Annotated in this window: 23 protein-coding genes and 1 tRNA gene; 16 read left to right on the top strand and 8 right to left on the bottom strand. The window is 71.5% G+C overall.

Annotated elements, in window-relative coordinates; genetic code table 11:
• Nucleotides 1-2: 2 nt before the first annotated feature.
• On the bottom strand, nt 3-983 hold the full coding sequence (locus E4K62_RS08040) for an SGNH/GDSL hydrolase family protein (protein ID WP_135065929.1): 981 nt from the start codon (nt 981-983) through the stop codon (nt 3-5).
• A gap of 129 nt (nt 984-1,112) precedes the next feature.
• Between E4K62_RS08040 and E4K62_RS08045 the strand changes: the two genes are divergently transcribed.
• The 3 genes from E4K62_RS08045 to E4K62_RS08055 all read left to right on the top strand — a co-directional run bounded on the left by E4K62_RS08045 (nt 1,113) and on the right by E4K62_RS08055 (nt 4,669).
• Nucleotides 1,113-3,023 (top strand): DEAD/DEAH box helicase, encoded by a 1,911-nt coding sequence (locus E4K62_RS08045; protein ID WP_135065932.1) that lies wholly within the window; start codon nt 1,113-1,115, stop codon nt 3,021-3,023.
• Nucleotides 3,020-3,544 carry an SRPBCC family protein gene (locus tag E4K62_RS08050; RefSeq protein ID WP_135065935.1) on the top strand — a complete coding sequence of 175 codons (525 nt, stop codon included), beginning with the start codon at nt 3,020-3,022 and terminating at the stop codon, nt 3,542-3,544. Before E4K62_RS08045 ends, E4K62_RS08050 begins: the two co-directional genes overlap by 4 nt.
• Before the next feature lie 81 nt (nt 3,545-3,625).
• A complete protein-coding gene (locus E4K62_RS08055) occupies nt 3,626-4,669 on the top strand; it encodes a VIT1/CCC1 transporter family protein (protein ID WP_135071122.1) in 1,044 nt (347 codons plus the stop codon).
• 115 nt (nt 4,670-4,784) lie between these two features.
• Here the strand turns inward: E4K62_RS08055 and gdhA are convergent, their stop codons facing one another.
• A complete protein-coding gene (gene gdhA, locus E4K62_RS08060; RefSeq protein WP_135065938.1) occupies nt 4,785-6,131 on the bottom strand; it encodes an NADP-specific glutamate dehydrogenase in 1,347 nt (448 codons plus the stop codon).
• Between the two features lie 165 nt (nt 6,132-6,296).
• Nucleotides 6,297-6,381: transfer RNA gene (locus tag E4K62_RS08065), tRNA-Leu, on the bottom strand.
• Between the two features lie 129 nt (nt 6,382-6,510).
• Here E4K62_RS08065 and E4K62_RS08070 point away from each other — a divergent pair.
• Both E4K62_RS08070 and E4K62_RS08075 read left to right on the top strand, forming a co-directional pair.
• Complete coding sequence (locus E4K62_RS08070) at nt 6,511-7,812, top strand: M20/M25/M40 family metallo-hydrolase (RefSeq protein WP_135065941.1); 1,302 nt, start codon at nt 6,511-6,513, stop codon at nt 7,810-7,812.
• Nucleotides 7,813-7,821: 9 nt separating this feature from the next.
• Nucleotides 7,822-8,652 (top strand): undecaprenyl-diphosphate phosphatase, encoded by an 831-nt coding sequence (locus E4K62_RS08075; protein WP_135065944.1) that lies wholly within the window; start codon nt 7,822-7,824, stop codon nt 8,650-8,652.
• Nucleotides 8,653-8,655: 3 nt separating this feature from the next.
• On the opposite strand, the gene E4K62_RS08080 is transcribed toward E4K62_RS08075, so the two are convergent.
• Nucleotides 8,656-9,525, bottom strand: coding sequence for a PAC2 family protein (locus E4K62_RS08080; RefSeq protein ID WP_135065947.1), 870 nt, complete (start codon nt 9,523-9,525; stop codon nt 8,656-8,658).
• Nucleotides 9,526-9,624: 99 nt separating this feature from the next.
• Here E4K62_RS08080 and E4K62_RS08085 point away from each other — a divergent pair, with 99 nt between their 5' ends.
• The 9 genes from E4K62_RS08085 to lnt all read left to right on the top strand — a co-directional run bounded on the left by E4K62_RS08085 (nt 9,625) and on the right by lnt (nt 19,536).
• The gene (locus E4K62_RS08085; protein ID WP_135065950.1) at nt 9,625-10,308 is read left to right on the top strand and encodes an HAD family hydrolase; all 684 of its coding nucleotides are present in this window, start codon (nt 9,625-9,627) and stop codon (nt 10,306-10,308) included.
• Entirely contained in the window at nt 10,305-11,318 is a 1,014-nt protein-coding gene (locus E4K62_RS08090) for a tRNA (adenine-N1)-methyltransferase (protein ID WP_135065953.1), read from the top strand. Before E4K62_RS08085 ends, E4K62_RS08090 begins: the two co-directional genes overlap by 4 nt.
• 9 nt (nt 11,319-11,327) lie before the next feature.
• Nucleotides 11,328-12,275, top strand: a complete 948-nt coding sequence (locus E4K62_RS08095) for an FKBP-type peptidyl-prolyl cis-trans isomerase (RefSeq protein WP_135065956.1) — start codon at nt 11,328-11,330, stop codon at nt 12,273-12,275.
• An 85-nt stretch (nt 12,276-12,360) separates the two neighbouring features.
• The gene (locus E4K62_RS08100) at nt 12,361-13,353 is read left to right on the top strand and encodes a helix-turn-helix transcriptional regulator (protein WP_135065960.1); all 993 of its coding nucleotides are present in this window, start codon (nt 12,361-12,363) and stop codon (nt 13,351-13,353) included.
• Nucleotides 13,350-14,321, top strand: coding sequence for a helix-turn-helix transcriptional regulator (locus tag E4K62_RS08105; RefSeq protein ID WP_135065963.1), 972 nt, complete (start codon nt 13,350-13,352; stop codon nt 14,319-14,321). The genes E4K62_RS08100 and E4K62_RS08105 overlap by 4 nt, the downstream gene beginning before the upstream one ends.
• 80 nt (nt 14,322-14,401) lie before the next feature.
• Complete coding sequence (gene tatA, locus E4K62_RS08110; protein WP_135065966.1) at nt 14,402-14,653, top strand: twin-arginine translocase TatA/TatE family subunit; 252 nt, start codon at nt 14,402-14,404, stop codon at nt 14,651-14,653.
• Nucleotides 14,654-14,725: 72 nt separating this feature from the next.
• The gene (tatC, locus tag E4K62_RS08115) at nt 14,726-15,484 is read left to right on the top strand and encodes a twin-arginine translocase subunit TatC (RefSeq protein WP_135065969.1); all 759 of its coding nucleotides are present in this window, start codon (nt 14,726-14,728) and stop codon (nt 15,482-15,484) included.
• Nucleotides 15,481-17,967: a DEAD/DEAH box helicase gene (locus E4K62_RS08120; RefSeq protein ID WP_135065972.1), complete on the top strand. Its 2,487-nt coding sequence runs from the start codon at nt 15,481-15,483 to the stop codon at nt 17,965-17,967. The genes tatC and E4K62_RS08120 overlap by 4 nt, the downstream gene beginning before the upstream one ends.
• Before the next feature lie 39 nt (nt 17,968-18,006).
• Nucleotides 18,007-19,536, top strand: a complete 1,530-nt coding sequence (gene lnt / locus E4K62_RS08125) for an apolipoprotein N-acyltransferase (RefSeq protein WP_135065975.1) — start codon at nt 18,007-18,009, stop codon at nt 19,534-19,536.
• 75 nt (nt 19,537-19,611) lie between these two features.
• On the opposite strand, the gene E4K62_RS08130 is transcribed toward lnt, so the two are convergent.
• The 4 genes from E4K62_RS08130 to E4K62_RS08145 form a co-directional block, all read right to left on the bottom strand.
• Entirely contained in the window at nt 19,612-19,989 is a 378-nt protein-coding gene (locus E4K62_RS08130; RefSeq protein ID WP_135065978.1) for an RNA polymerase-binding protein RbpA, read from the bottom strand.
• 106 nt (nt 19,990-20,095) lie between these two features.
• Entirely contained in the window at nt 20,096-20,872 is a 777-nt protein-coding gene (locus tag E4K62_RS08135) for a glycerophosphodiester phosphodiesterase family protein (RefSeq protein WP_135065981.1), read from the bottom strand.
• A gap of 2 nt (nt 20,873-20,874) precedes the next feature.
• The gene (locus tag E4K62_RS08140; RefSeq protein ID WP_135065984.1) at nt 20,875-21,948 is read right to left on the bottom strand and encodes an SPFH domain-containing protein; all 1,074 of its coding nucleotides are present in this window, start codon (nt 21,946-21,948) and stop codon (nt 20,875-20,877) included.
• Nucleotides 21,945-22,418 (bottom strand): NfeD family protein, encoded by a 474-nt coding sequence (locus E4K62_RS08145; protein WP_240742868.1) that lies wholly within the window; start codon nt 22,416-22,418, stop codon nt 21,945-21,947. Before E4K62_RS08145 ends, E4K62_RS08140 begins: the two co-directional genes overlap by 4 nt.
• Nucleotides 22,419-22,537: 119 nt before the next feature.
• Here E4K62_RS08145 and E4K62_RS08150 point away from each other — a divergent pair, with 119 nt between their 5' ends.
• Both E4K62_RS08150 and E4K62_RS08155 read left to right on the top strand, forming a co-directional pair.
• Complete coding sequence (locus tag E4K62_RS08150) at nt 22,538-23,302, top strand: SDR family oxidoreductase (protein ID WP_135065987.1); 765 nt, start codon at nt 22,538-22,540, stop codon at nt 23,300-23,302.
• 2 nt (nt 23,303-23,304) lie between these two features.
• Nucleotides 23,305-25,299, top strand: a complete 1,995-nt coding sequence (locus E4K62_RS08155; RefSeq protein WP_135065990.1) for a S9 family peptidase — start codon at nt 23,305-23,307, stop codon at nt 25,297-25,299.
• Nucleotides 25,300-25,333: the final 34 nt, after the last annotated feature.

A 25,333-nucleotide genomic window follows, 5' to 3' on the forward strand; every position in this document is an offset into this window, starting at 1 on the left:
GGTCAGGACGACGAGGCGCCGGTGCCCTCTTCATCGGGGGCGATGCGCTCGTTGCCGGCGTCGGCGGCGCGGGCCTGTGCCTCCGCCTCCGCGGCGCGTGCTCCCGCTGCGGCAGCGGCTTCCGGGTCGGCGCCGGCCGCGGCGGCAGCAGCAGCGGCAGCGGCCGCGACGACGGGAAGGGGCTCGGGCCGCTTGGGGCGGACGTGGTCGCCGGAGGACTGGTGGCGCAGGCGGCGCAGCGCCCACGGCACGAGGTGTTCCCGTGCCCATACGAGATCGTTGGCACGGGCCGCGCGCCACGTGATGGCCGGGAGCGGATCGGGCTGCATGGGCTGCAGGTCGTTCGGCACGTGCAGGGTCCGCAGCACCATGCGGGCCACCTCGTGATGCCCGAGCGAGTTGTAGTGCAGGCGGTCGTCGTCGAAGAACCGCATGTCCTGCACGGTCTTCAGTCCCCACTGGTCGGCCACGATGCAGTCGTTGGCCGCGGCGATCGCGCGGATGTTCTCGTTGAAGATGGCGACCTTACCGCGGATGCCACGGAACACCGGCGTGAAGTTGGTGTCGATGCCGGTGAAGACCACGAGCGTCGCGCCGGTCGACGCCAGCCGCACCACGGCGTCTTCGAACATCTCCGCCACTGCGTCGGGGTCGGAGCCGGGGCGGATGACGTCGTTGCCGCCGGCGGAGAAGGTGATCAGGTCGGGATGCAGCGCGATCGCCGGCTCGATCTGGTCGGCGACGATCTGGCCGATGAGTTTTCCCCGCACCGCGAGGTTGGCGTACGCGAAGTCGTCGACCTGGGCGGCGAGCACTTCGGCGACACGGTCGGCCCAGCCGCGAATTCCGCCGGGCGAGGCGGGCTCGGGGTCGCCGATGCCTTCGGTGAATGAGTCGCCGATCGCGACGTAACGCCGCCACGGGTGCGGCTCGGTGATCGTGGGGGTGGGATCCGGGGTGGGGACGTCGGGCTGATTCGTCATCGTTCCTCCGATGACCCAGGCTACCGCGGGCCCTCCGACATGTCCTCGGCGGGGTGCTCCACGTCCTCGTGCGGAGGGGTCGGAACCATCGCTTAGGGTAGTGAGTCGCGCCGGTCAGGAGAGGGAGGAATGTTGGACGACGACCTGATCATCGCTCCCGACCACACCTCCGACCGCGGCACCGCGAATCCGCACGACGACGCCTCCCACGAGCACGAGGGGCACTTCGGCAGCTTCGCGGCAGAGCACCTCTCACCGACCTACCCCCAGCGCGCGCCGTGGGGCACCGCCCAGCGCCTGCGCGCCTGGCAGGCCGAGGCGCTGGACGTGTACTTCGGATGCGACGGCCCCGACGGGGTGGGCAAGGGCCCGCGCGACTTCCTCGCGGCCGCGACCCCCGGCGCCGGTAAGACGACCTTCGCCCTGCGCCTGGCGAGCGAACTCTTCCGCCGCGGCGTCGTGGACCGCATCGTCGTGGTCGCCCCCACCGAGCACCTCAAGACCCAGTGGGCCGACGCCGCCGGGCGCGTGGGGATCCGGTTGGATCCGGCCTTCAGCAACCGCCACGTCGCGCCCTCGCGGCAGTACCACGGGGTGGCGGTGACGTACGCCCAGGTCGCCGTGAACGCCGCCGTGCACGAGCGCATGACGCTGGATGCGCGCACGCTGGTGATCCTCGACGAGGTGCACCACGGCGGCGACGCGCTCAGCTGGGGCGACGCGCTCCGCCAGGCGTACCGCCGCGCGACCCGGCGCCTGCTGCTGTCGGGCACGCCGTTCCGCAGCGACACCGCCCCGATCCCGTTCGTGGAGTACCACCCGGACGCCAAGGGCATCCGCGTGTCCCGCACCGACTACGCGTACGGATACCGTCGCGCGCTGGAGGACGGCGTCGTGCGGCCGGTGATGTTCCTCGTGTACGCCGGTCAGATGCGGTGGCGCACGAAGGCCGGCGAGGAGATGGAGGCCCATCTCGGGCAGGACAACACCAAGGACATCACCTCCCAGGCCTGGCGGACGGCGCTGGATCCGAACGGGGAGTGGATCCCCGCTGTCCTGCGCTCGGCGGACCGGCGTCTGACCGAGGTCCGCCAGCACATTCCGGACGCCGGGGGCTTGGTCATCGCGACCGATCAGACCGCCGCCCGTGCGTACGCGGCCATCCTCGCCGACGTCACCGGCGAACAGCCCACCGTCGTCCTCTCCGACGAGGCGGAGGCGTCCGCCCGCATCGAGCAGTTCTCCCAGAGCACGAGCCGGTGGATGGTGGCGGTGCGCATGGTGTCGGAGGGCGTGGACGTGCCCCGGCTGGCCGTGGGGGTGTACGCGACGTCGGCGGCGACGCCGCTGTTCTTCGCGCAGGCCATCGGGCGTTTCGTGCGCGCGCGGCGCCGCGGCGAGACGGCCAGCATCTTCCTGCCGAACGTTCCCATCCTGCTGGCCCTCGCCGGCGAGCTCGAGCGCCAGCGCGACCACGCGCTGGACCGCGACTCCGACGACGACCAGTGGAACGCCGAAGAAGACATGATGGACGCGGCGGAGCGCGAGGAGAAGGCCTCCGACGGGCTCACCGAGGAGTTCACCTTCCAGGCTCTCGGTTCGCACGCCCACTTCGACCGCGTCGTCTTCGATGGCAAGGACTTCGGCCAGCTGGCCATCCCCGGCACCCCCGAGGAGGAGGAGTTCCTCGGGATCCCGGGCCTCCTCGAGCCCGACCAGGTGCACGAGGTGCTCATGTCGCGCGTCTCGCGGCAGTCCCGCCACCGCACCGCCCGGGAGGCCCGCGAGTCGGCCGCGCCCGCGAAGGGTGCGACGGCGGCGCCGGAGTCGACGCTGCCGCAGCCGCTGCACCGTTCCCTCAAGGAGCAGAGGCAGCTGCTGAACAGCCTCGTCGGGCTCTACGCGCGGCAGACCGGTGAGGCGCACGGGCTCGTGCACGCCGAGCTGCGGCGGCTGTGCGGCGGCCCGGCCGTCTCGCACGCGACCGTGGCTCAGCTGCAGGCACGCATCGACCTGCTCCGCCGCCGCGTGCACTCGTGAGGGCGCGCGGCTACGACTTCACGTCGCGGTGGCGCGTGGCAGCCGGACCGCCGCAGTGCTGGTCCGCGGCCGAACGGATGCTGCGCCCCGGTGCGGCGACGTGGTGGCCGGGCGTGTCCGTGGCCGGCGCGCCGAGCCGGATGGCTCCGGGGGAGCGGATCGCCCTCGTGGTGCGCAGCCCCTTCGGCTACCGCCTGCGCGTGCACCTCACGGTCGTGAGCCTGGCGCCGGGCCGTCGCCTGGTCGTCCGCAGCGACGGCGACCTGGCGGGAGTGGGCACGGTGGAGCTGGCGCCGGCGGGCGCCGCGGCGACCGAGATCATCGTGCGATGGTGCGTCTCGACCCGGCGGCCCTGGATGAACGCGACCGCCGCCGTGCTCCGCCCCGTCTTCGTCGCTGCGCACGCGGTCGTCATGCGAGCCGGCGAACGGGGCCTGCGTCGCGCCGTGGCGCGTGCTTCGGAGCCCCGAAATGCTGGCAGTTCCGCCCTCGCGTCCGGTGCGGCTGTGCCGCGCGGATAGCGTGGAAGCATCCCCACCAGATCGGAGCCTGTCGTGACGCGCGCCCCTTCCGCCCCGACCGAGAGAGATCGGCGTCGCTGGATGCGGTACCTCGTCGACGAGCGGGCTGAGGCGGGTCTGTACCGGGAGCTGGCCACCCGGCGCGAGGGTGAGGAGCGTGACATCCTCCAGGCCCTGGCCGACGCGGAGGACCGCCATGCCGCGCATTGGATGGACCTGCTCGGTGGCGAGCCCGCGCGGCTGCCGCGCCCCGGAACGGGCACGCGAGTGCTCACGTGGATGGCACGGCGGTTCGGGTGGCTGTTCGTCCTCGCCCTCGCCCAGAACGCGGAGGCGCGCTCGCCCTACGACGACGAGCCGTACGCGTCGGCCGCGATGGCGGCGGACGAGAAGGTGCACCACGAGGTCGTGCGCGGCCTCGCCGCACGGGGGCGCCGGCGACTGTCGGGCACGTTCCGGGCCGCGGTGTTCGGCGCGAACGACGGACTCGTGTCCAACCTGGCGCTCGTGCTGGGCATCGGGGCGACCGGCGTCGCTCCGGCGTTCGTGCTCTTCAGCGGCATCGCGGGGCTCCTGGCGGGCGCCCTGTCGATGGCGGCGGGGGAGTTCGTCTCGGTGCGGTCGCAGCGCGAACTGCTGCAGGCCACCGAGCCCAACGAATACGCCGACGAGGCGCTGCCGCACCTCGACCTCGACGCCAACGAGCTGGCCCTGGTGTACCGCACGCGCGGGCTTCCGGCGGCGGAGTCGCTCGCCCGAGCGCGCCGTGTCGTGGCGGCGGCGCAGGAGACCGGCCGCGGCGCCCCGCGCGCGGGCGAGCCGGCCGCGACCGATGCGCACGAGATCGTCGGGGGCGCGTGGCGCGCGGCCGCCTCGAGCTTCCTCTTCTTCGCCTCCGGTGCCGTGCTGCCGGTGCTGCCGTGGGTGTTCGGGCTCTCCGGCCCCACCGCTGTCGTGGTCGCCCTCGTGCTGGTGGGGCTCGCGCTCCTGGGCACCGGTGCGACGGTGGGGCTGCTGTCGGGCGCGTCGCCGCTGCGCCGGGCGCTCCGCCAGCTGCTCATCGGCTACGGTGCCGCCGCCGTCACGTACGTCCTGGGGCTGGCCTTCGGGGTCGCGGTGGCGTGACCCCGCGAGCCTCCTGCTCCGTCGTTCAAAACTCAGGAGAATCCGGCGGTTTGGGGCTCCCCGGGGCCGCGATGCAGCGGAATCTCCTGAGTTCTGCGCGGGGGTGACCGGCGGCTCAGATGTGGCCGAGGGCCATCATCGCGTCGGCGACGTGGATGAATCCAGCGATATTGGCGCCGGCGACGTAGTCGCCGGGCACGCCGTATTCGTCCGCGGTCTCCAGGCAGCGGTCGTGGATCGAGCGCATGATCTGCTCGAGCCGCTCCTCGGTGTGCGCGAAGGTCCACGAGTCACGTGAGGCGTTCTGCTGCATCTCGAGGGCGCTCGTGGCGACGCCGCCGGCGTTGACGGCCTTGCCGGGCGCGAAGCGCACGCCGGCTTCGCGCAGCGTGCGGATCGCGTCGGGCGTCGTGGGCATGTTCGCGCCTTCGGCCACGATCGTGCAGCCCCCGCGCGCGAGCGCCGCCGCGGCATCCGCGTCCAGCTCGTTCTGCGTCGCACAGGGCAGGGCGATGTCGCAGGGCACGTCCCAGATCGAACCGCCCTCGATGAAGCGCGTGCCGGGACGCTCGTCGGCGTAGTCGCTCATGCGGCCGCGACGGGTGTTCTTGATGTCTTTGAGCAGCTCCAGGTCGATGCCGGCCTCGTCCACGACGTATCCGGCAGAGTCCGAGCACGCCACGACGACGCCGCCGAGCTGGTGCACCTTCTCGATCGCGTAGATGGCGACGTTGCCCGAGCCGGACACGACGACCCGCTTGCCGTCGAGGGAGTCCCCGGCGTCACGGAGCATCTCGTCGACGAAGAAGACCACGCCGTACCCGGTCGCCTCCGTGCGCACCTGCGATCCGCCCCACGTGAGGCCCTTGCCGGTGAGGACGCCCGACTCGTACCGGTTCGTGATGCGCTTGTACTGACCGAACAGGTACCCGATCTCGCGTCCGCCCACGCCGATGTCGCCGGCAGGGACGTCGGTGTGCTCGCCGAGGTGACGGTACAGCTCCGTCATGAACGACTGGCAGAACCGCATGATCTCGCCGTTCGAGCGGCCCTTCGGGTCGAAGTCGCTGCCGCCCTTCCCACCGCCGATGGGCATGCCCGTCAGAGCGTTCTTGAAGATCTGCTCGAACCCGAGGAACTTCACGATGCCCAGGTACACGCTCGGGTGGAACCGGAGCCCGCCCTTGTACGGTCCGAGCGCGGAGTTGAACTCCACGCGGAAGCCGCGGTTCAGCTGCACGTGCCCGGCGTCGTCGGTCCACGGCACCCGGAAGATGATCTGGCGCTCCGGCTCGCACAGGCGGCGGATGATCTCCTCGTCCGCGTACTGCGGATGCTTCGCCACGACGGGCTCGAGGCTCTCGAAGACCTCGCGGACGGCCTGGTGGAACTCCGCCTCTCCGGGATTGCGGCGGACGACTTCTTCGAAGACGGGGACCAGGCTGGGCTCGAGAACGGACACGGATGCTCCTTCGGGTGGTGCTCTGCCGCACGCGCGACAGGCGCGCCAGCAGCGGGCGCACCGTGTTCGACGCTATCCCCATCCCGGCCGAGCGGGAAACCGGGGGTCCGACGACCCGGTGCGGGAATGGGAAAAGGGCCCCTCTCGGGGCCCTTTTCACATCTGTGCGCGAGGGGGGACTTGAACCCCCACGCCCTATACGGGCACTAGCACCTCAAGCTAGCGCGTCTACCTATTCCGCCACCCGCGCATGGGTGAAGTTGCTTGCGCAACGAAGATCGAGATTAGCACGCCGCCGGCACCCGCCGATAATCGTCGGCGCGCCCGCGCGGCGTGGCAGGGAAACGGACCGGCTGCGCCCGGCCGGTAGCGTAGGCGCATGTCCTCGAGCGAGTCCGCGCACCCGGAGGTGGCCCGCATCGCCGCCGATCTCATCCGCTTCGACACCTCGAACTACGGCGGCGGGCGCGCCGAAGGCGAGCGGGAGGCCGCGGAGTACGTCGGCGCCTATCTGGAGGGCCTGGGGCTGCGCCCCGAGTACTACGAGCCGATCCCGCGCCGCACGAACGTCTCCGCCCGCGTGCCCGGTCGCGACCCGAGCAAGCCCGCCCTGGTCCTGCACGGCCACCTCGACGTCGTGCCGGCCATCGCCGAGGACTGGAGCGTCGACCCGTTCGCCGGCGAGATCCGCGACGGAGTGCTGTGGGGGCGCGGGGCGGTGGACATGAAAGACATGGACGCCATGATCCTCACGTCGGTGGCCGACATCCTGCGCGCGGGCGAGCAGCCCGAACGCGACCTCGTGCTCACGTTCTTCGCCGACGAGGAGAACGGCGGCGTGGAGGGCTCCGCGCTGGTCGTGCGCGACCGGCCCGAATGGTTCGCCGGTGCCACGCAGGCCATCAGCGAGGTGGGGGGCTACTCCATCCCGGTGGCGGGCAGCCGCGCCTACCTGCTGCAGGTGGGGGAGAAGGCCCTCATCTGGATCCGGCTCGTCGCGCGCGGGCGGGCCGGCCACGGCAGCCGGCTGCATCCCGACAACGCCGTCACGGCCCTGGCGGAGGCCGTCGCCGCCCTCGGGCGCACGGCATGGCCGGTGCGCCTGACCGACACCACCACGCAGTTCCTCGCCGGCCTGGAGCGGCTGACGGGGGACGACGCCGACGACCCCGACGCCCTCACCGAGCGCGCGGGCGACAGCGCGCCGTTCCTGCGCTCGACGCTGCGCACCACGACGAACCCGACCGGGCTGACCGCCGGGTACAAGCACAACGTCATCCCCGACCGGGCCGAGGCGCTCGTGGACGTGCGCGCGCTTCCGGGCACCGAAGACGCCGTGCTGGCGCAGATCCGGGAGATCGTCGGGCCGCACGTCGAGGTGGAGATCGTCCACCAGGACATCGGGCTCGAAATGCCCTTCCGCGGCGATCTCGTCGATGCCATGGTGGCGGCGCTGGACCGCGCCGACCCGGGCGTGCCGGTCCTGCCGTACCTCATGGGCGGGGGCACCGACAACAAGGCGCTGTCGACGCTCGGAATCGACGGCTACGGCTTCGCGCCGCTGCGCCTGCCGGCGGATCTGGACTTCACCGGTATGTTCCACGGTGTCGATGAGCGCGTCCCCGTCGACGCGCTCGTCTTCGGCCAGCGCGTGCTCACCGATCTCCTCCGGACCTACTGAAAGGCGCGCATGCACGTTCTCGAGGCCATCATCCTCGGACTCGTCCAAGGGTTGACCGAGTTCCTGCCCGTCTCCTCCAGCGCGCACCTGCGCATCATGGGGGAGTTCCTGCCCTCGGCCACCGATCCCGGCGCCACCTTCACCGCGATCACCCAGATCGGCACGGAGCTGGCCGTGCTGGTGTACTTCTGGGGCACGATCGTGCGCATCATCACGCGGTGGGCGCAGTCCCTGGCCGGACGGGTTCCGCGCAACGATCCGGACGCACGGATGGGGTGGCTCATCATCCTCGGGACGATCCCCATCGGCGTCCTCGGCTTCCTGTTCCAGTCGGTCATCCGCGACACGTTCCGCAACCTGTGGCTCGTGGCGACCGTGCTCATCGTCTTCGGCCTCCTGCTGGGTGCCGCCGACAGATGGGGCAGGCGCACGCGCGAACTGGACAGCCTCACCTACCCCCACGGGGTCGCACTCGGCTTCGCCCAGGCGCTCGCCCTCGTCCCCGGCGTGTCCCGCTCGGGCGCGACGACGACCCTCGGCCTGGCCCTCGGCTACACGCGTCCCTCCGCAGCCGAGTACGCGTTCCTGCTCGCGGTGCCCGCCGTCTTCGGCAGCGGCTTCTACGAGCTGCTGCAGAGCTTCGAAGAGCCCGGAGGGCCGTACAACCTCGCCGAGACCGGGATCGCGACGGTCGTGGCGTTCGGGGTGGGCCTGGCGGTCATCGCGTTCCTCATGCAGTACATCAAGAAGCGCAGCTTCCTGCCCTTCGTGATCTACCGCGTGGTGCTCGGCGGTGTGCTCATGGTCCTGCTGGCCACGAACGTGCTGCAGCCGTACTGACGCTCAGCGGCGCGGCGGCTCGTCGCGTCCGGGCTTGGTCGGACCGTCGCCCCGGCGGCGCAGGTAGCGCTCGAACTCCTGCGCGATCGCGTCGCCGGAGGCTTCGGGGGAGTCCCACGTGTCGCGCGTGCGCTCGAGCTGGCGGATGTACTCCGTCATCTCCTCGTCGTCGGCTGCGGCCGCGTCGATCGACGCCTCCCACGCCGCAGCCTCCCCGGCGAGGTCGCCGCGGGGGACCTGCGCGCCCGTGAGGTCTTCGAGGCGGTCGAGGAGTGCGAGGGTGGCTTTGGGTGAGGGAGTGTGTCCGGCGACGTAGTGGGGGACGCTCGCCCACAGGGTCGCGGCGGGGATGCCGGCGGCGTCGGCGGCCACGGCCAGTGCGCTGAGGATCCCCACAGGCCCCTCGTACGTGCTGCGCTCCAGGCCCAGCACGTCGCGCAGGCGCTCGTTCTCGCTGCCTGCGAAGACCGAGATCGGACGCGTGTGGGGGACGTCGGACATCATCGACCCCAGCGCCACGAATCCCGTGATGTCTTCGCGCAGCGCCACGTCCACGAACTCGTTCGCGAAGGCCTGCCATGCGCGCGCGGGCTCGGCGCCGGTGAGCAGCCACAGCTCGGTGCCGGCGCGCGTCGGACGCGCGGGCTTGTACAGGGTGGCGTCGGGCCACCGCAGCATCCGCCGCCCCTCGCCGTCGCTGACCATGTGCGGGCGCGTGTACTGGTAGTCGAAGTACAGCTCGGGGTCGACCGTGAACACCGGCTCGTACTCGCCCTGTTCGCGCAGCAGCGCCACGGCGGCCGAGGCGGCCTCGCCCGCGTCGTTCCACCCGTCGAAGGCGGTGACCAGAACCCGGCGACCCAGTGCGTCCACGCAACCTCCTCAGCCTGCGGCAGGTCCTCCCAGGATAGGCGCATCGCACGGGCGCCGGGCCGGGCAGGCAACGGCGGGCCCGCTCGTTACGATGGTCGGATGACTTCTTCCCTCCCCGCCGCCGTCCTGTGGGACATGGACGGCACGCTCGTGGACACCGAACCGTACTGGATGGCAGCGGAGACCCCGCTCGTCGAGCGATTCGGGGGCACGTGGTCGCACGAGCAGGCCCTCCAGCTGGTGGGACGGGGCCTCGCCGACTCCGCACGCGTCCTGCAGGACGCCGGGGTGAAGATGAGCGTCCCCGACATCATCGACGCGCTCACCGACAGCGTCATGGCGAGCCTCGCCGCCAACGGCGTGCCGTTCCGCCCGGGCGCACGCGAGCTGCTGGCGGATCTGCGGGCGCAGGGCGTGAAGACGGCACTGGTGACCATGTCGGTGCGCCGCATGGCCGACAGCGTGGTGGATCACATCGACTTCGACGCCTTCGACGTCGTGATCGCCGGTGACGAGGCGACCCGTCCCAAGCCGTATCCGGACGCCTACCTCCAGGCGTGCACGATGCTGGAGGTCGACCCGGCGGACACCGTGGCGATCGAGGACTCCCCGAACGGGCTGCGCGCGGCCGTGGCCAGCGGTGCGGTCTCCCTCGGCGTCCCGCTCCTGCTCTCCCTGACCGGCGTCGGCGCGCACGAGCTGTGGCCGACGCTGGACGGACGCACCACCGACGACCTGCGCGCTCTCCACGCCGCCCACGCCCCGGCGGGGAGCCGTCGGTGAGTGAGACCCCGCACCTGAGCGGGCCGTTCCGCATCGGCGACCGCGTGCAGCTGACCGGACCCAAGGGGCGCCTGCACACCGTCACGCTCCGCGAGGGTGGAGAGCTGCACACCCACAACGGCGTGCTCCCGCATGCCGGCATCGTCGGTCAGCCCGACGGCAGCGTCGTGGTCAACAGCGCGGGTCACGAGTATCTCGCCCTGCGTCCCCTGCTGCGCGACTTCGTCATGTCGATGCCCCGCGGCGCCGCGATCGTGTACCCCAAGGATGCCGCGCAGATCCTCGCGCAGGCCGACGTGTTCCCCGGCGCCGTCGTCGTGGAGGCCGGGGTGGGCTCGGGCGCGCTCGCGCTGTGGCTCCTGCGCGCGATCGGCCCGGCCGGGCGCCTGGTCTCCTTCGAGCGTCGTGAGGAGTTCGCGGAGGTCGCGCGTGCCAACGTCGAGACGTTCCTCGGCGAGCAGCCGGCCACGTGGGACCTGCGGGTGGGCGACCTCGTCGAGGCGCTCCCGGAGGCCGTGACGCCGGGGAGCGTGGACCGGGTCGTGCTGGACATGCTCGCGCCCTGGGAGTGCATCGACGTCGTCGCCGACGCGCTCACCCCCGGTGGCGTCGTGCTCTGCTACGTCGCCACGGCCACGCAGCTCAGCCGCGTCGCGGAGTACCTCCGCGGGACGGGACTGTTCACCGAGCCCGAGGCCAGCGAGACGATGGTGCGCGGATGGCACGTGGAGGGCCTGGCCGTGCGCCCCGACCACCGCATGGTCGCGCACACGGGCTTCCTCATCACGGCGCGCCGGCTCGCTCCCGGCGCCGTCCCGCCGGACGTGCGCAAGCGCGCACTGAAGAAGCCGTCCTACGCCGATGAGGACGTGGAGATCTGGACGCCCGGCGCCGTCGGGGATCGCGAGATCACCGACAAGAACCTGCGCAAGCGCATCCGCGAAGCCCAGCGCGCCGCCGAGGGCGTCCGCCAGGCAGCGGGGCAGGGCGACGCGGAGCCCACCCCCTAGACTGTTCCGGTGCGCAGAACCCCCGCTCTCCTCACCGCCACGGCATTGATCGCCGTGGGTCTCGTCGGCTGCTCGACATCGCCGGAGGCCTCCTGCAACCCCACGCAAGGGGCCAGTGGGGCGCTGGATCTGGTCGAGGTGACCGGGGCCGCCGACTCCGAGCCGCGCGTGGACGTGCGCACGCCGTTCCATGTCGATTCCACCGTCTCGAAGGTGATCGAGCGCGGCGACGGCGCGGCCATCGAGGACGAGAACCAGCTCGTGGTGCTCGACATCACCATCAGCGGCGGCGAGACCGGCGAGACGGTCATCGCGACGCCCTACAACGGCGACCTCACGCGCGCGTTCAGCCTCTCGGAGTGGCTCCAGGGCTTCCCCGGACTCGTCGACGCGCTCGAGTGCGTGACCGAGGGCTCGCGCGTGGTCGTCGGACTGGCCCCGGACAGCCTGGCCGAGGGGGCCGCACCGAGCCTGGGCCTGGCCGAGGACGAATCAGCCGTCGCGGTCGTCGACGTGCGGAAGGTGTACCTCCCCAAGGCCGACGGCGCCGATCAGTTCATCGAGGGCCACGGACTTCCCACCGTCGTGCGTGCGCCCGACGGTCGCCCCGGCATCATCGTTCCCGAGGCGACGCCTCCGGCAGAAGTCACCGTCGAGGTGCTCAAGCGCGGAGACGGCCCCGAGGTGACCGCCGACGACGTCGCACTGGCGCACTCCACGGGCGTCGTGTGGGAGACCGGGGAGGTCTTCGACACCACGTGGAACTCCGCGCCCCGCGCCGTGTCGGAGCAGACCCTTCCCCCCGCGGTCGTATCGGCCCTGGAAGGCCAGACGGTTGGCTCGCAGGTGCTCGTCGTCCTCCCGCCGGAGGAAGGCTTCGGAGATCAGCAGCAGGGCGCCATCCCCGGCGGATCATCGCTGGTCTACGTCATCGACATCCTCGGCATCGAAGGCTGATCACGGCCGCCGGGCGGCCACCCCGCGCACCGTCGAGCCACGCCGCAGGCGTGACCGGCGACGGCTCCGACCCTAGGATGACAAGGTGCCTACGCGACCGGTGAAGAACGCCCCTGAGGAGCGCCTGGTCAACCTCGTGGTGGCGCTCATGGCCACCGAGCAGGGGCTGACCAAAGACACGATCCTGTCCTCCGTCGCCGGGTACCGCGAGCAGGCTGAGGCCGGCGCATCCAAGGATGCGCTGGAGAAGATGTTCGAGCGCGACAAGGAGAGCCTGCGCGGCCTCGGCGTGCCCATCGAGACGATCGGCGACTACGCCGACCCCGACGACCTGCGCGAGGCGCGTTACCGCGTGCCCACCGCCGAGTACGCCCTGCCCGCCGACATCACCTTCACCCCCGCAGAGGTCGCGCTGCTGAACATCGCCGGCAGCGTGTGGGGGTCGGAGTCGATGTCCGCCGACGCGCGCAGCGGCCTCCGCAAGATCCGGGCGCTGGGAATCCCGGTGGACGAGCCGATCATCGGCTACGCGCCGCGGATCAGCCTGCGCGACCCCGCGTTCCCCGCCCTGCAGTCCGCGATCGAGCAGAGCCGCATCGTGCGCTTCCCCTACCTGCGCCCGGGCGACCGGGCAGCGCGGGAGCGGCGCATCCGTCCCCTCGCCCTGGTGGAGTACGAGGCACGGTGGCACGTGTTCGGCCATGACCTCAATATCGACGCCGAGCGCACGTTCCTCCTCGCCCGCATCGTCGGCGACGTCCAGATCACGCGCGACCGGTTCGACCCGGCGCTGCGCCAGGATGCGGGGGAGCGGGCGCTGTCCGGACTGCAGGCGGTCGCCGCCTCCCAGACGGCGCTGCTGGAGGTGCACCCCGGCACCGAGGCGGCCCTGCGCCTCCAGCGCCGTGCGACGCCGGCCGAGCAGGGGATCCGCGTACCGTACGTGGACGTGCACGTGTTCGCCGATGAACTGGCCTCGTACGGCCCGGAGGTGCGCGTCGTGGCGCCTGTGGAGCTGCGCGACCAGGTGATCCGTCGCCTGGAGGCGACGCTGCGCCTGCACGGAGACGCCGCATGAGCGCCCGCAAGCCCATGCTGGCCACCGACCGGGCGGCACTCATGCTGCAGCTCGTGCCGTACCTCATCGGCAAGGGCGAGGTGTCGATCGCCGAGGCCGCCGAGGAGTTCGAGGTGACCCCCGAGCAGATGCGCGCCATGGTGGAGCGCCTCACCGTCATCGGTCTGCCCGGCGAAGGCGGTTTCTGGCAGCTCCCGAACGAGCTGTTCGACATCGACTGGGATCTGCTGGACTCGCAGGATGTCATCTCCATCACCAACACCGTCGGTCTGGAGAGGTCACCGCGTCTGACGGCGCGCGAGGCGGCGGCGCTCCTCGCCGGTCTCCAGCTGGCCCGCACGCTCCCGGGCGTGGGGACGAACGAGCTCGTCAACGGCCTGCTCGCCAAGCTCGCCCGCGGAGCCTCCGCCACGCCCGCCGACGTCATCGTGGCCCCCGGGCCCGTCGACGGCGTCCGGGACGTGGTCGACGAGGCCCTGCGGCGGCGGGTCGCGGTGTCGTTCACCTACAAGGCCCCGGACGCCCCCGCCACCACCCGCACCGTCGACCCGGTCAAGGTGCACATCGCGAGCGGCCAGTGGTACCTGCAGGGGTGGTGTCACATGCGCGAGGCGATGCGCACGTTCCACCTCGAGCGGGCGAGCGGGTTCACCCTCACCGACATCCCCATCACGCACGGTGCGGAGCCGGTGCCCGCGCTGTTCGAACCGGGCGAGAACGACGTGGTGGCGCGCATCCGTTTCCCCGCGGCCCTCGCGCCCCTGCTGGGCGACTACCTGGATCGGGCCGCGACCCAGAAGGCGGGCTCGGTCATGTCGGCGACGCTGCACGTCGCCGACGAACACAGCCTCAAACGCCTCGCCGCTCGGCGCGGAGGAGACGTGGAGATCCTCGACCCGCCGGCAGCCCGATGCGCGGCAGCCGCCTGGGCGCAGGCCGGTCTCGCGCAGTATCGCGGCGAGGGCTGATCGCCGCACCGCTGTGCTTCGGCCGCCGCGGCGGCACGAGAGTTACACTGGAGGAATCCCGTCACCCTCGAGGAGATCTCATGCTCGGCAACGCGTTCGGCCCTTGGCACCTCCTGATCATCCTCGCTGTCATCCTGCTTCTGTTCGGCGCGGCCAAGCTCCCCGCGCTCGCGAAGAGCATGGGGCAGTCGGCACGTGTGTTCCGCGGCGAGATCAAGGCGATGAAGCAGGACGATCCCACCGACACGGCGTCGGCGGACCGCCCCGACGCGCGCACGACGGCGAACAGCACGGCGGACCGGCCCGGCGGGACGCCCGACTCCACCCCCTGACCCGTCGTGGTCACGACCGATCCGCCACGGGTGGGGGAACAACCCGGCAAGCCGCGACGGCGTGACCGTCGCATGTCGCTCGGCCAGCATCTCATCGAGCTGCGCAAGCGGCTGATGATCGCCGCGGCGGCGCTGGTCGTGGGCATGGTCATCGCGTTCTTCATCACCGACGGGGTGATCGACGTGCTCACCGAGCCCATCCGCACCGTCGCCGCCGATCGGGGCACCGACCTCGTCGCCCTCAACTTCGACACCGTGACGTCGGCGTTCGACATGCGCATGCGGATCGCCTTTGCGATCGGCCTGCTGCTGTCGGCGCCGATCTGGATGTGGCAGATCTGGGCGTTCATCATGCCGGGGCTCACGCCCAAGGAGACCCGCTACACGGTCGGCTTCGTCGCCGCCGCCGTGCCGTTGTTCTTCGGCGGGTGCGTCGTCGGGGTGATCATCATGCCGCACATCATCGAACTGATGGCCACCTTCGTCCCCGACCAGGGGGCGCAGCTGTTCACCGCCGTCACGTACTACGACTTCGTCTTCAAGCTCCTCATCGTGATCGGCGTCGCGTTCGTACTGCCGGTCTTCCTCGTGGCGCTGAACCTCGCCGGCGTCATGAGCGGGAGGGCGATCCTGAAGGGCTGGCGCGTGGCCGTGCTCGTCGCCACGATCTTCGCCGCCCTGGCCACCCCCGCCGCCGATGTCGTGAGCATGCTGCTGCTGGCCGGCATCCTCGTCGTGCTGTTCTTCGCCGCGGCCGGCCTGTCGATGCTCTTCGATCGTCGGCGCCGACGCCGGGAGAGCGCACTCCTTCCCCCGGAGACCGCCGCGTGAGTCAGCCCAGCCCCGCCGAGCGCTTCGCCCGTGCGTCGCAGCGTGCACAGCATCCGCTCACCACGGAGTTCGCCGCGATGCAGCGTTTCGAGCTCGACGATTTCCAGATCGCCGGATGCCAGGCGCTGGAGGAGGGCCGCAGCGTTCTGGTGGCCGCCCCCACGGGGGCGGGCAAGACGATCGTGGGCGAGTTCGCCGTGCACCTGGCGATGCAGGAGCCGGGGGAGAAGGCGTTCTACACGACGCCCATGAAGGCGCTGTCGAACCAGAAGTTCAGGGAGCTCGTCGACGTGTACGGCCCCGACGAAGTGGGCCTCCTCACGGGCGACACCAACATCAACGGCTCCGCGCGGATCGTCGTGATGACCACCGAGGTGCTGCGGAACATGCTGTACGCAGACTCGTCGGCCCTGCGCGGACTCCGGTACGTCGTCATGGATGAGGTGCACTACCTCGCCGACCGGTTCCGGGGCGCGGTGTGGGAGGAGGTCATCATCCACCTGCCTCCGTCGGTGCGCCTGGTGTCGCTGTCGGCGACGGTCTCCAACGCCGAGGAGTTCGGCGATTGGCTGGACACCGTGCGCGGCGACACGCAGGTGATCGTCTCCGAGGTGCGCCCGGTGCCGCTGGAGCAGCATGTGCTCGTGCGCGGTGACCTCCTGCCGCTCTTCGACGACCGGGCGGGTGTCGCCACCGCCCAGGTCAACCAGGAGCTCCTGCGCATCCGATCCGGATCCGGGGCGACCTACGAGAACAACCGGCGCAGCCAGGCGTACCGTTCGGGCCGGCAGGCGGGGACCATCCCGCAGGGGCGCCGGGGCCCGCGCCCGGGTCAGCGCCCGGTGCGCTCGGCGAACTTCCAGCGCTTCGAACGGCTCGACCGCCCGCAGGTGGTCGACCTGCTCGCCCGCTCCAACCTGCTGCCGGCGATCTTCTTCATCTTCAGCCGCGCCGGCTGCGACGGCGCGGTGCAGCAGGTGCGGCGGGCGAACCTGCGGCTGACCACGGCGGAGGAGCGGCAGGAGATCCGCGAGATCGTGGAGGAACGCACCCGTACGCTGCGCGAGGAGGACCTCGCGGTGCTGGGCTTCTGGGAGTGGCGCGACAACCTGGAGCGCGGCGTCGCCGCGCACCACGCCGGCCTTCTGCCGGCGTTCAAGGAGGTCGTGGAGGAGCTGTTCCAGCGCAAGCTCGTCAAGGCCGTCTTCGCGACGGAGACCCTCGCGCTGGGCATCAACATGCCCGCCCGCACGGTCGTGCTGGAAAAGCTCGAGAAGTTCAACGGCGAGGCGCGCGTGGCGATCACGTCGGGGGAGTACACACAGCTCACCGGCCGTGCCGGGCGTCGGGGCATCGACGTGGAGGGCCACGCCGTCATCCAGTGGACCGAGGGACTGGATCCGCAGTCGGTGGCGGCCCTCGCCTCGCGGCGTACCTACCCGCTGAACTCCAGCTTCCGCCCCACCTACAACATGGCCGTGAACCTCATCGACCAGTTCGGCCGATCGCGGGCGCGCGAGATCCTGGAGTCCTCCTTCGCGCAGTTCCAGGCCGACCGGGCCGTCGTGGGGCTCGCCCGGCAGGTGCGGGAGGCGGAGGAATCGCTGGCCGGGTACGAGCAGGCCATGACGTGCGACCGCGGCGACTTCCGGGAGTACTCCGCGATCCGCCGCGAGCTCTCCGATCTGGAGAAGCTCAACCGCCGCGACGCCACCGCGTCCCGCGTGACGCGGGAGAAGCGGCAGCGCGAGCTGCAGTCGCTGCGCAAGCGCATGCAGCGCCACCCCGCCCACTCGTGTCCCGATCGGGAGAACCACGCCCGCTGGGCGGAGCGGTACTGGAAGCTGAAGCGTTCGACCGACAAGCTCCGTTCCCAGATCCGCTCCCGCACCGGCACCGTGGCGCGCACGTTCGACCGCGTCGTGGATGTGCTCACCGAGCTGCAGTACGTCGTCGTGGACGACGACGGCACGACGCGCTTGACGCCGGCGGGGCGCACGATGCGCCGCATCTACGGCCAGCGCGACCTACTCGTGGCGGAGTCGCTGCGGCGGGGCCTGTGGAGCGGGCTGGATGCGCCGGCGATGGCGGCGATCGCGTGCTCGCTCGTGTACGAGCCGCGCCGCGACGACGCCGGCCCCGGCGAGCACGGGCTGCCGCGCGGCGTCTTCCGGCCGGCGCTGGATGCCACGCAGACGTTGTGGCAGGAGCTCGACGACCTCGAACGGGAGCATCGCCTCCCGGGTACCGAGCCGATCGCGGCGGGTCTGGCCAGCGCGATGCACCAGTGGGCCCGAGGGGGACCGCTGGACCAGGTGCTCGTGGACGCCGACATGGCCGCGGGCGACTTCGTCCGCTGGGCGAAGCAGACCATCGACCTGCTCGACCAGCTCTCCCTCGTCGCCGACGGCCCCGTCGCCACGGTCGCCCGCCGGGCCCTGGACGGGGTTCGGCGCGGCATCGTCGCCTATTCCACCGTCTGACACAGCCTCCGGTCAGCATCCCGCGGTTAGGGTCGAAGCGTGCCCCGACCCCGTCCGCCGCTGCCGTTGTGGGCCGCGGTGCTCACCGCCGCCGTCGGCGGGATCGCGCTGGATGCGGCGTTCCCCGACATCGGCGTGTGGCCGCTGGTGTTCGTGGGTGTCGCGTTCGCCCTCGTGTCCCTGATGGGGCGGAGCGTCGGCGGCGCTCTGCTGGTGGGTGCGGTGTTCGGCGCCGCGTTCTGGTTCGTGCACGTGTCGTGGGCGACGCGCTACCTGGGCGTCGTGCCGTGGCTCGCCCTCGCCGGCGTGGAAACGGTCTTCTGGGCCGTGGGGTCGGTGCCGATCGCCCTCGCCTACCGGTGGCTCCCACGCATCCTTCCGGGCCGTTGGGCGCAGCTGACCGCGCTGCCCGCGCTCGTGGCCGGCCTGTGGACGATGCGCGAGCTGTGGACCGGTTCGTGGCCGTATACGGGCTTTCCGTGGGGCCGCATCGGCATGAGCCTGTCGGAGAGTCCCCTTGCCGGCATCGCGTCGTGGACGGGGGTCGCCGGGCTGACCTTCCTCGTCGTCGCCTTCACCGCAGCTGTGGTGGAGTGGCTGCGCGCAGCCCGTTTCCGCGACGTGCGGACGGCTCTGCCCGCTGCTGCCCTCGGTGTGCTGCTGGTCGCCCTGCCGGCCTTCCCCACGACGCCGGCGGGGACGCTCAGGGTGGGCAGCGTGCAGGGCAACGGGCCGAGCGGATACTTCGATCCCCGCGGGCCCGGCGATCTGGTCAACGCTCAGCTGGCGGCCACGGCGCCGCTGATGGGGGAGGAGCTCGACCTGCTGGTGTGGCCCGAGGGCGGCGTGGACTCCGACCCGCTGCAGACCCGCGGCACGGCCCGCACGCTCGATGCCCTGTCCGAGCGCATCGGGGCGCCCCTGCTCATCAACGCCGCCACCGGGCGCGGCCCCGACGTGTTCAACACGTCGATGCTGTGGACGGCTGAGGACGGGCCCGGACAACTGCACGACAAGACGCATCCCGTGCCGTTCGGCGAGTGGGTGCCGGACCGGTGGTTCTTCGAGATGATCGTGCCGGATCTGGTCGGCCTCATCGGACGCGAGTACACCCCCGGGACGAATCCGCCCGTCCTCGATCTGGACGGCGTCCCCATCGGCCTGGCCATCTGCTTCGACGTCATCTACGACGACGTCATCTGGGAGGGGGCGCGCGACGGCGCCCAGCTGTACGTCTTCCAGACCAACAACGCCGACTTCCGCGACACCGACGAGAACCTGCAGCAGCTCGCCGCCGCGCGCATGCGGGCGATCGAGACGGGGCGCTCGGTCGTGAACATCTCCACGGTGGGCACGAGCCAGGTGATCGCTCCCGACGGTGCTGTGATCGACGCGCTGCCCGCGGGAGAGGCGGGGGCGATGCTGACCGATGTGCCGCTGCGCGAAGGCCTTACGCCGGCTTCGGTCGTCGGCCCGGCCGTTCAGGTGATCCTGGGGTGGGGGAGCCTGCTGGCGATCCTGGTCCTGGGCGCGCTGGCCTTCTGGCGAGAGCGCCGCGCGCGGAGCTGAGAACCGCCGACGAGGTGTCGCCGGTGAACGACGATGCCGGCCCCCGAAGGGACCGGCATCAGGGTGGGCCTGCGCTCAGGCCGAGAGCTTCTCCGGGGCGCTGCCGCCTCCGCGGCGCGCACGGATGTAGGCGAGGCGCTCTTCGAGCAGTTCCTCGAGCTCGGGGAGCGTGCGCCGCTCGAGCAGCATGTCCCAGTGCGTGCGGGGCGCCTTGTCCTCGCTGTGGTCGACGGTGGCAGTGCCTTCGCCGATGCGCAGCAGCGCCTCGGCGCCGCACGTGCGGCACTCCCAGGACGGGGGCACCTCCGCGTCGGCGGCGAATGTCAGTGTCGTGTCACGTGCACAGGACGTGCAGGTGTAGGTGTGCTGTGTACGGTCGTGAAAAACGACGCCCTCTTCGCTCTGTAGGCTCTGGGCGCCGAGTCGCACTCCGCGAAGACTGCGGTCTGCCATTGTGTGGTCCTCTCGTCGCTGTTCAGGTATAACGCTCCGCGCTGAGGGAACCATCCGAACGGGACCTGCTCATCAGGCATTCACAGAGGATGCTCAGGGGGATTCTTCAGGCGGACAGGGCGAGCGCGACGTCGGCGCGGTCGGTGACCAGGCCGTCCACTCCCGCGCGCCGCAGGCGCCGCATGTCCTCCGGATCGTTGACCGTCCAGACGTGCACCTCGACGTCGTGCGCGTGCGCGGCGTCCAGCAGCCGGGGCGTCAGCACACGCAGACGCCGATGCCGCTCAGGGATCTGCAGCGCGTCCAGCCCCCGCAGCGCCGTGTCGGTCGCCCGACGGCTGCGTACGGTCAGCGCCGCCAGCAGGCGGCCGAGGGTGCGGGAACCGGGGGAGGTGGCCGGGAGGATCGGCGCGCCCGCCCGTTCGGCGGCGGCGAGGGCCGCCAGTCGCCGCTCGTCGGAGAAGCTCGTGAGGAGCACGCGCTCGGCGTGCGGCGCGACCAGTCGGCCCACCGCCTCCTCCGCGCCGTCCGCCTTCACGTCCAGGTTGAACCGCACCTCGGGGAAGGCATCCAGCGCCTGCTCGAGCGTCAAGAGGCCGCCGCGGTCGGCCAGCAGGTCGGCCAGCTCGTGCAGGCGCAGGTCGGCGACGCGGCGCGGGTCGCCGGCGATGCGGGAGAGGTCGTCGTCGTGCAGGAGCACGACCACCCCGTCGGCTGTCAGGTGGCAGTCGGATTCGACGAACTCGACTCCCGCGGCGTGAGCGGCGGCCACGGCGGCGAAGGAGTTGTCGACGACTCCTGCGGCCGCCGCATCCGGGGTCACGAGGCCGCGGTGGGCCAGGACCCGCGGCGTTCGCGCGCCGCGGAGGTAGGGGTGGACCATGGCTACGCCGGAGCGCCGGGGGCCATGTCGTCGGTGCCGCTGGGGACGCTCGAGCGAGCCTGGGCGGCGATGTCGTCGGCAGCGGACGCCGCCTCGCGCGCAGCGGCGACGGCTTCGTCCGCGCCGCCGCGGGGAGGTGCGGACTGCGGGGCCCGCGCGGCACGGCGAAGCGCAGGCTCGGGCTGGCGCCCGCCGAACGCGTCGCCGATGCCTTTGAGCGCCTCCGTGAGCTCGCTCGGGATGATCCACAGCTTGCTCGACGGGCTCTCGCTGATCTTCGGCAGGGTCTGCAGGTACTGGTAGGCGAGGAGCTTCTCGTCCGGGTCGCCGGCGTGGATGGCGTGGAACACCATCTGGATCGCCTCCGACTCGCCCTGGGCGCGCAGCACCGCGGCCTGCTTGTCGCCTTCGGCGCGGAGGATCTCCGCCTGCCGGCGGCCCTCCGCTTCCAGGATCTGCGACTGCTTCGAACCCTCCGCCGTGAGGATGGCCGCACGACGGTCGCGCTCGGCGCGCATCTGCTTCTCCATGGAGTCCTGGATGGAGTGCGGCGGATCGATGGCCTTGAGCTCGACGCGGCCGACGCGGATACCCCACTTGCCCGTGGCCTCGTCCAGCACGACGCGGAGCTGGCCGTTGATGTTGTCGCGGCTGGTGAGGGCCTCTTCGAGGTTCAGACCACCGACGACGTTGCGCAGCGTCGTGGTGGTCAGCTGCTCGACCGCGCCGAGGTAGTTCGCGATCTCGTACGTGGCCGCGCGGGCGTCGGTGACCTGGAAGTAGACGACCGTGTCGATGGAGACGACGAGGTTGTCCTCGGTGATCACCGGCTGCGGCGGGAAGGACACGACCTGCTCGCGCATGTCGATGAGCGGCCGGACGCGGTCGATGAACGGCACGAGCAGGTTCAGACCGGGCGTGAGGGTCTTGTGGTAGCGGCCGAGCCGCTCGACCACGCCGGCGTTGGCCTGCGGGATGATCCGGATGCTGCGGAAGATCACCACGAGCACGAAGATCAGGACGGCGATCGCCAGCGCCCAGCCGATCACGGCGGGGACGACCTCTTGTGCGCTCATTCGGTCAGCTCCTGCGGTCGTGGGCGGACGTAGGCGGTGGCACCGTCGATGCGCGCCACCCGGACGGGCGTGCCGGGCTCGATCTCGCCCTGGCCGTCGCTGCGGGCGGTCCAGATGTCGCCGTTGGCGAGCTTGACCTGCCCGGCGAACGTGGAGACGGTCGCCAGGACGCGGCCATCCAGTCCCAGCAGCGCGTCGACGTTGGACGGACGGGTGTCGGAGCCGCGGTGCAGGCGTTTCAGCAGCGGTGGCCGTAAGGCCAGCAGCAGGACCGCGGCCACGGCGGCGGCGAGGATCACCTGGAGCCACAGCGGTGCGCCCAGGAGGTCGGAGCCCAGGCCGGCGAGTCCGCCGATCGAGAGCATCAGGAAGGTCAGATCGAGCGTGAGCATCTCGATGACCAGGCAGATCAGCATGAGCACGAGCCAGCCGATCCATGCCCATTGCGCGATGTTCTGGAGTAGCTCCACGGTGGGCCTCCCCTCTTTCCGAACGTACCATGCGGGGTGTGCGCAGGGCCCGGATTGGTAGGGTCGAACAGCCGTGCGCGACTACCGCGGCGCGGCTCCCGTCGAACCAGGAGACCCCCGTGCCCCAGATCCTTCCGCCCGACTCGCTCCGGGGTAAGACCGCACTCGTGACCGGATCCTCCCGCGGTATCGGGGCTGACACGGCGCGCTATCTCGCGGAGGCGGGCGCGAACGTCGTGGTGAACTACCGCAACAAGGCGCCGCGGGCCGAGAAGCTCGGTGCAGAGCTGCGCGGTCTGGGCGTCGAGGTCCTCGTGGTGGGCGCCGACCTGACCGACTCCGACTCGGTGCAGGCGATGTTCGACGAGGTGCAGCGCGCATTCGGCAGCCTGGACATTCTCGTGCTGAACGCCTCCGGCGGCATGGAGGCGGGCATGGGCGAGGATTACGCGCTCGCGCTGAACCGTGACGCGCAGGTGCGCGTGCTCGAGACGGCGATGCCGCTCCTCGGCGACGGGTCCCGGGTCGTGTTCGTGACGAGCCATCAGGCCCACTTCATCCGCACGACGCCGACGATGCCCGAGTACGAGCCCGTCGCCCGCTCCAAGCGCGCGGGGGAGGACGCGCTGAGGGAGTTCGTCCCCGAGCTGGCCGAGCGCGGCATCGGCTTCGTCGTGGTCTCGGGCGACATGATCGAGGGCACCATCACCGCGACACTCCTCGAGCGTGCCAATCCCGGTGCGATCGCCTCGCGTCGGGAATCGGCCGGTCGCCTCTACAACGTGTCGGAGTTCGCCGCCGAGGTCGCCCGCGCTGCCGTGGAGCCGGTACCCGCCGACAACACGCGGCTGATCGGCGACACGTCGTCGTTCGGGCAGGAGTGACGATGCGCGCCGACGACATCGAGGCCCTCGTCTCCCTCGGACGTCCCGCCATCGCCCGCGACGCCTCGTTCGCGATCGTGGCATCCTCGCGTCCCGACATCGCCGCGAACCGCAACGTCGGGCAGCTGTGGCGCATCGCGCTTCCCGACGGAAAGCCGCGCCGGCTCACCCGAGGCACGGCGGATGCGGCGCCGGAGATCACGCGCGACGGCGGCAGGGTGGGGTTCCTGCGCGCAGACGCCAAGGGGCGCCCGCAGGTCTTCGTCGTGGCATCCGGGGGAGGGGAGCCGGTGCAGGCCACCGACGCGCCCTCCGGCGTCGAGGCGTTCGCATGGTCGCCCGACGGTACGCGCCTGGCCTACACCGCCCGCGTCGCCGAGAACGGCCGCTACGGCACCGTGGAGGGGCTGGATGCGACAGCCGAAGCGCCGCGTCGCATCACGGCCATCCGGTGGAACGCCAACGGCCTGGGCTACCTCGCCGACCGCCCCGCGCAGCTGTTCGTCGTGGACGCGCCCGACCTCGAGGCGGAGCCCTTCTACGAGCCGGCCCCGCGCGTGCTCGCCGAGGGTGAGGAGGCGCCGGCCAAGCCGGTCGTGACGTCCGAGGCGGTCGCCCTGACGGAGGGCCCGGTCAGCTGGGGCGCACCGGCCTGGACCGCCGATGGGCGCGAGATCCTGGTCGTCCCCGACGTGCTCGAGCACGATGCGCCCGACCTGCGGCGACCGGTCGTGGCCGTCGCCGTCGAAGGCAGCGCGACGCGAGAGGTCGTTCCCACGGCGGCGAATCTCGACGTGAACGACGTGGCCGTCGCCGACGACGGCACGGTCTTCCTGCTCGCCAACGACGTCGGCCCCCGCGGTCTGGACTTCGTCGCGCCGGGAGTGGCGCTGTGGATCGTGGCCGACAACGGCCGCCGCATCCTCACCGATCCCGAGACGATCGATCTCGGCGAGGTCGGCAGCCGGGCGACCCCGATCGGATCCGACGTCCTCGTGCAGGACCGCACGCGCGGCCGAGTGCGGCTGCTGCGCATCACGCGGGACGGCGACGTCACCGAGGTCCTCGGCGGCGACGTGGAGGTCGCGGGAGTCGCGGCGGCGGGGGAGCGGATCATCGCTTCCGTCAGCACTCCGGAGTCCCTCGGGGAGCTCGTGCTGATCGATGGCGCAGGATCGCCGCGCGTGATCACTGACTTCGGTGCCGCCCTCACGCGGGCGGGCCTGGTCGCGCCGCGCGAGCTGGAGGTGCCCGCGCGCGACGGCTACCCCGTGCACGGCTGGATCGCCACCCCGGAGGGGGAGGGTCCCTTCCCGGTGCTGCTGCAGATCCACGGCGGCCCCTACGCCACCTACGGGGTGCACGCGTTCGACGAGACGCAGGTGCTCGTGGACGCCGGCTACGCCGTCGTCTACTGCAACCCGCGCGGCAGTGCCGGCTACGGGCGGTCGCACGGCCGCGCCATCCGCGGGGCCATGGGCACCGTCGACTACACCGACATCATGGACTTCCTCGACGGCGCTCTGGCAGCCGATGAGCGCTTGGACGCCGATCGCGTCGGCGTGATGGGCGGATCGTACGGCGGCTACATGACGGCGTGGATCATCGCGCACGAGTCGCGCTTCGCCGGCGCGATCGTGGAGCGGGGGTTCCTGGACCCGGTGTCGTTCCAGGGGACGAGCGACATCGGCACGTTCTTCGGCGACGAGTACGTGGGGACGGACCCCGACGCCATGCGGGCGCAGAGCCCCATGGCGGTCGTTGACCGCGTGACCACTCCGACCCTGGTGATCCATTCGGAGCTCGACTTCCGCTGCCCGCTGGAGCAGGCGACGCGGTACTACAGCGCGCTCAAGCGTCAGGGCACCGAGGTGGAGATGCTCATCTTCCCGGGGGAGAACCACGAGCTCACGCGCGGCGGGCAGCCCCGTCACCGCGTCGAGCGGTTCGCGGCGATCCTGGACTGGTGGGCCCGTCACCTGCCCACCGGCACGTGACCGGAATCGGGTCGAGTCGGAGGTCTCGCCGCCG

Source organism: Microbacterium wangchenii (assembly GCF_004564355.1).
GTDB classification, from domain to species: domain Bacteria; phylum Actinomycetota; class Actinomycetes; order Actinomycetales; family Microbacteriaceae; genus Microbacterium; species Microbacterium wangchenii.

Bases quoted from the DNA above. Each gene is read 5' to 3' on its own strand.
- E4K62_RS08155 (WP_135065990.1), top strand. From the start codon at position 23,305: ATGCGCGCCGACGACATCGAGGCCCTCGTCTCCCTCGGACGTCCCGCC.
- E4K62_RS08055 (WP_135071122.1), top strand. From the start codon at position 3,626: ATGCGGTACCTCGTCGACGAGCGGGCTGAGGCGGGTCTGTACCGGGAG.
- E4K62_RS08085 (WP_135065950.1), top strand. From the start codon at position 9,625: ATGACTTCTTCCCTCCCCGCCGCCGTCCTGTGGGACATGGACGGCACG.
- E4K62_RS08105 (WP_135065963.1), top strand. From the start codon at position 13,350: ATGAGCGCCCGCAAGCCCATGCTGGCCACCGACCGGGCGGCACTCATG.
- E4K62_RS08070 (WP_135065941.1), top strand. From the start codon at position 6,511: ATGTCCTCGAGCGAGTCCGCGCACCCGGAGGTGGCCCGCATCGCCGCC.
- tatC (WP_135065969.1), top strand. From the start codon at position 14,726: ATGTCGCTCGGCCAGCATCTCATCGAGCTGCGCAAGCGGCTGATGATC.
- E4K62_RS08045 (WP_135065932.1), top strand. From the start codon at position 1,113: ATGTTGGACGACGACCTGATCATCGCTCCCGACCACACCTCCGACCGC.
- tatA (WP_135065966.1), top strand. From the start codon at position 14,402: ATGCTCGGCAACGCGTTCGGCCCTTGGCACCTCCTGATCATCCTCGCT.
- E4K62_RS08075 (WP_135065944.1), top strand. From the start codon at position 7,822: ATGCACGTTCTCGAGGCCATCATCCTCGGACTCGTCCAAGGGTTGACC.
- E4K62_RS08130 (WP_135065978.1), bottom strand. From the start codon at position 19,989: ATGGCAGACCGCAGTCTTCGCGGAGTGCGACTCGGCGCCCAGAGCCTA.
- E4K62_RS08135 (WP_135065981.1), bottom strand. From the start codon at position 20,872: ATGGTCCACCCCTACCTCCGCGGCGCGCGAACGCCGCGGGTCCTGGCC.
- E4K62_RS08140 (WP_135065984.1), bottom strand. From the start codon at position 21,948: ATGAGCGCACAAGAGGTCGTCCCCGCCGTGATCGGCTGGGCGCTGGCG.
- E4K62_RS08040 (WP_135065929.1), bottom strand. From the start codon at position 983: ATGACGAATCAGCCCGACGTCCCCACCCCGGATCCCACCCCCACGATC.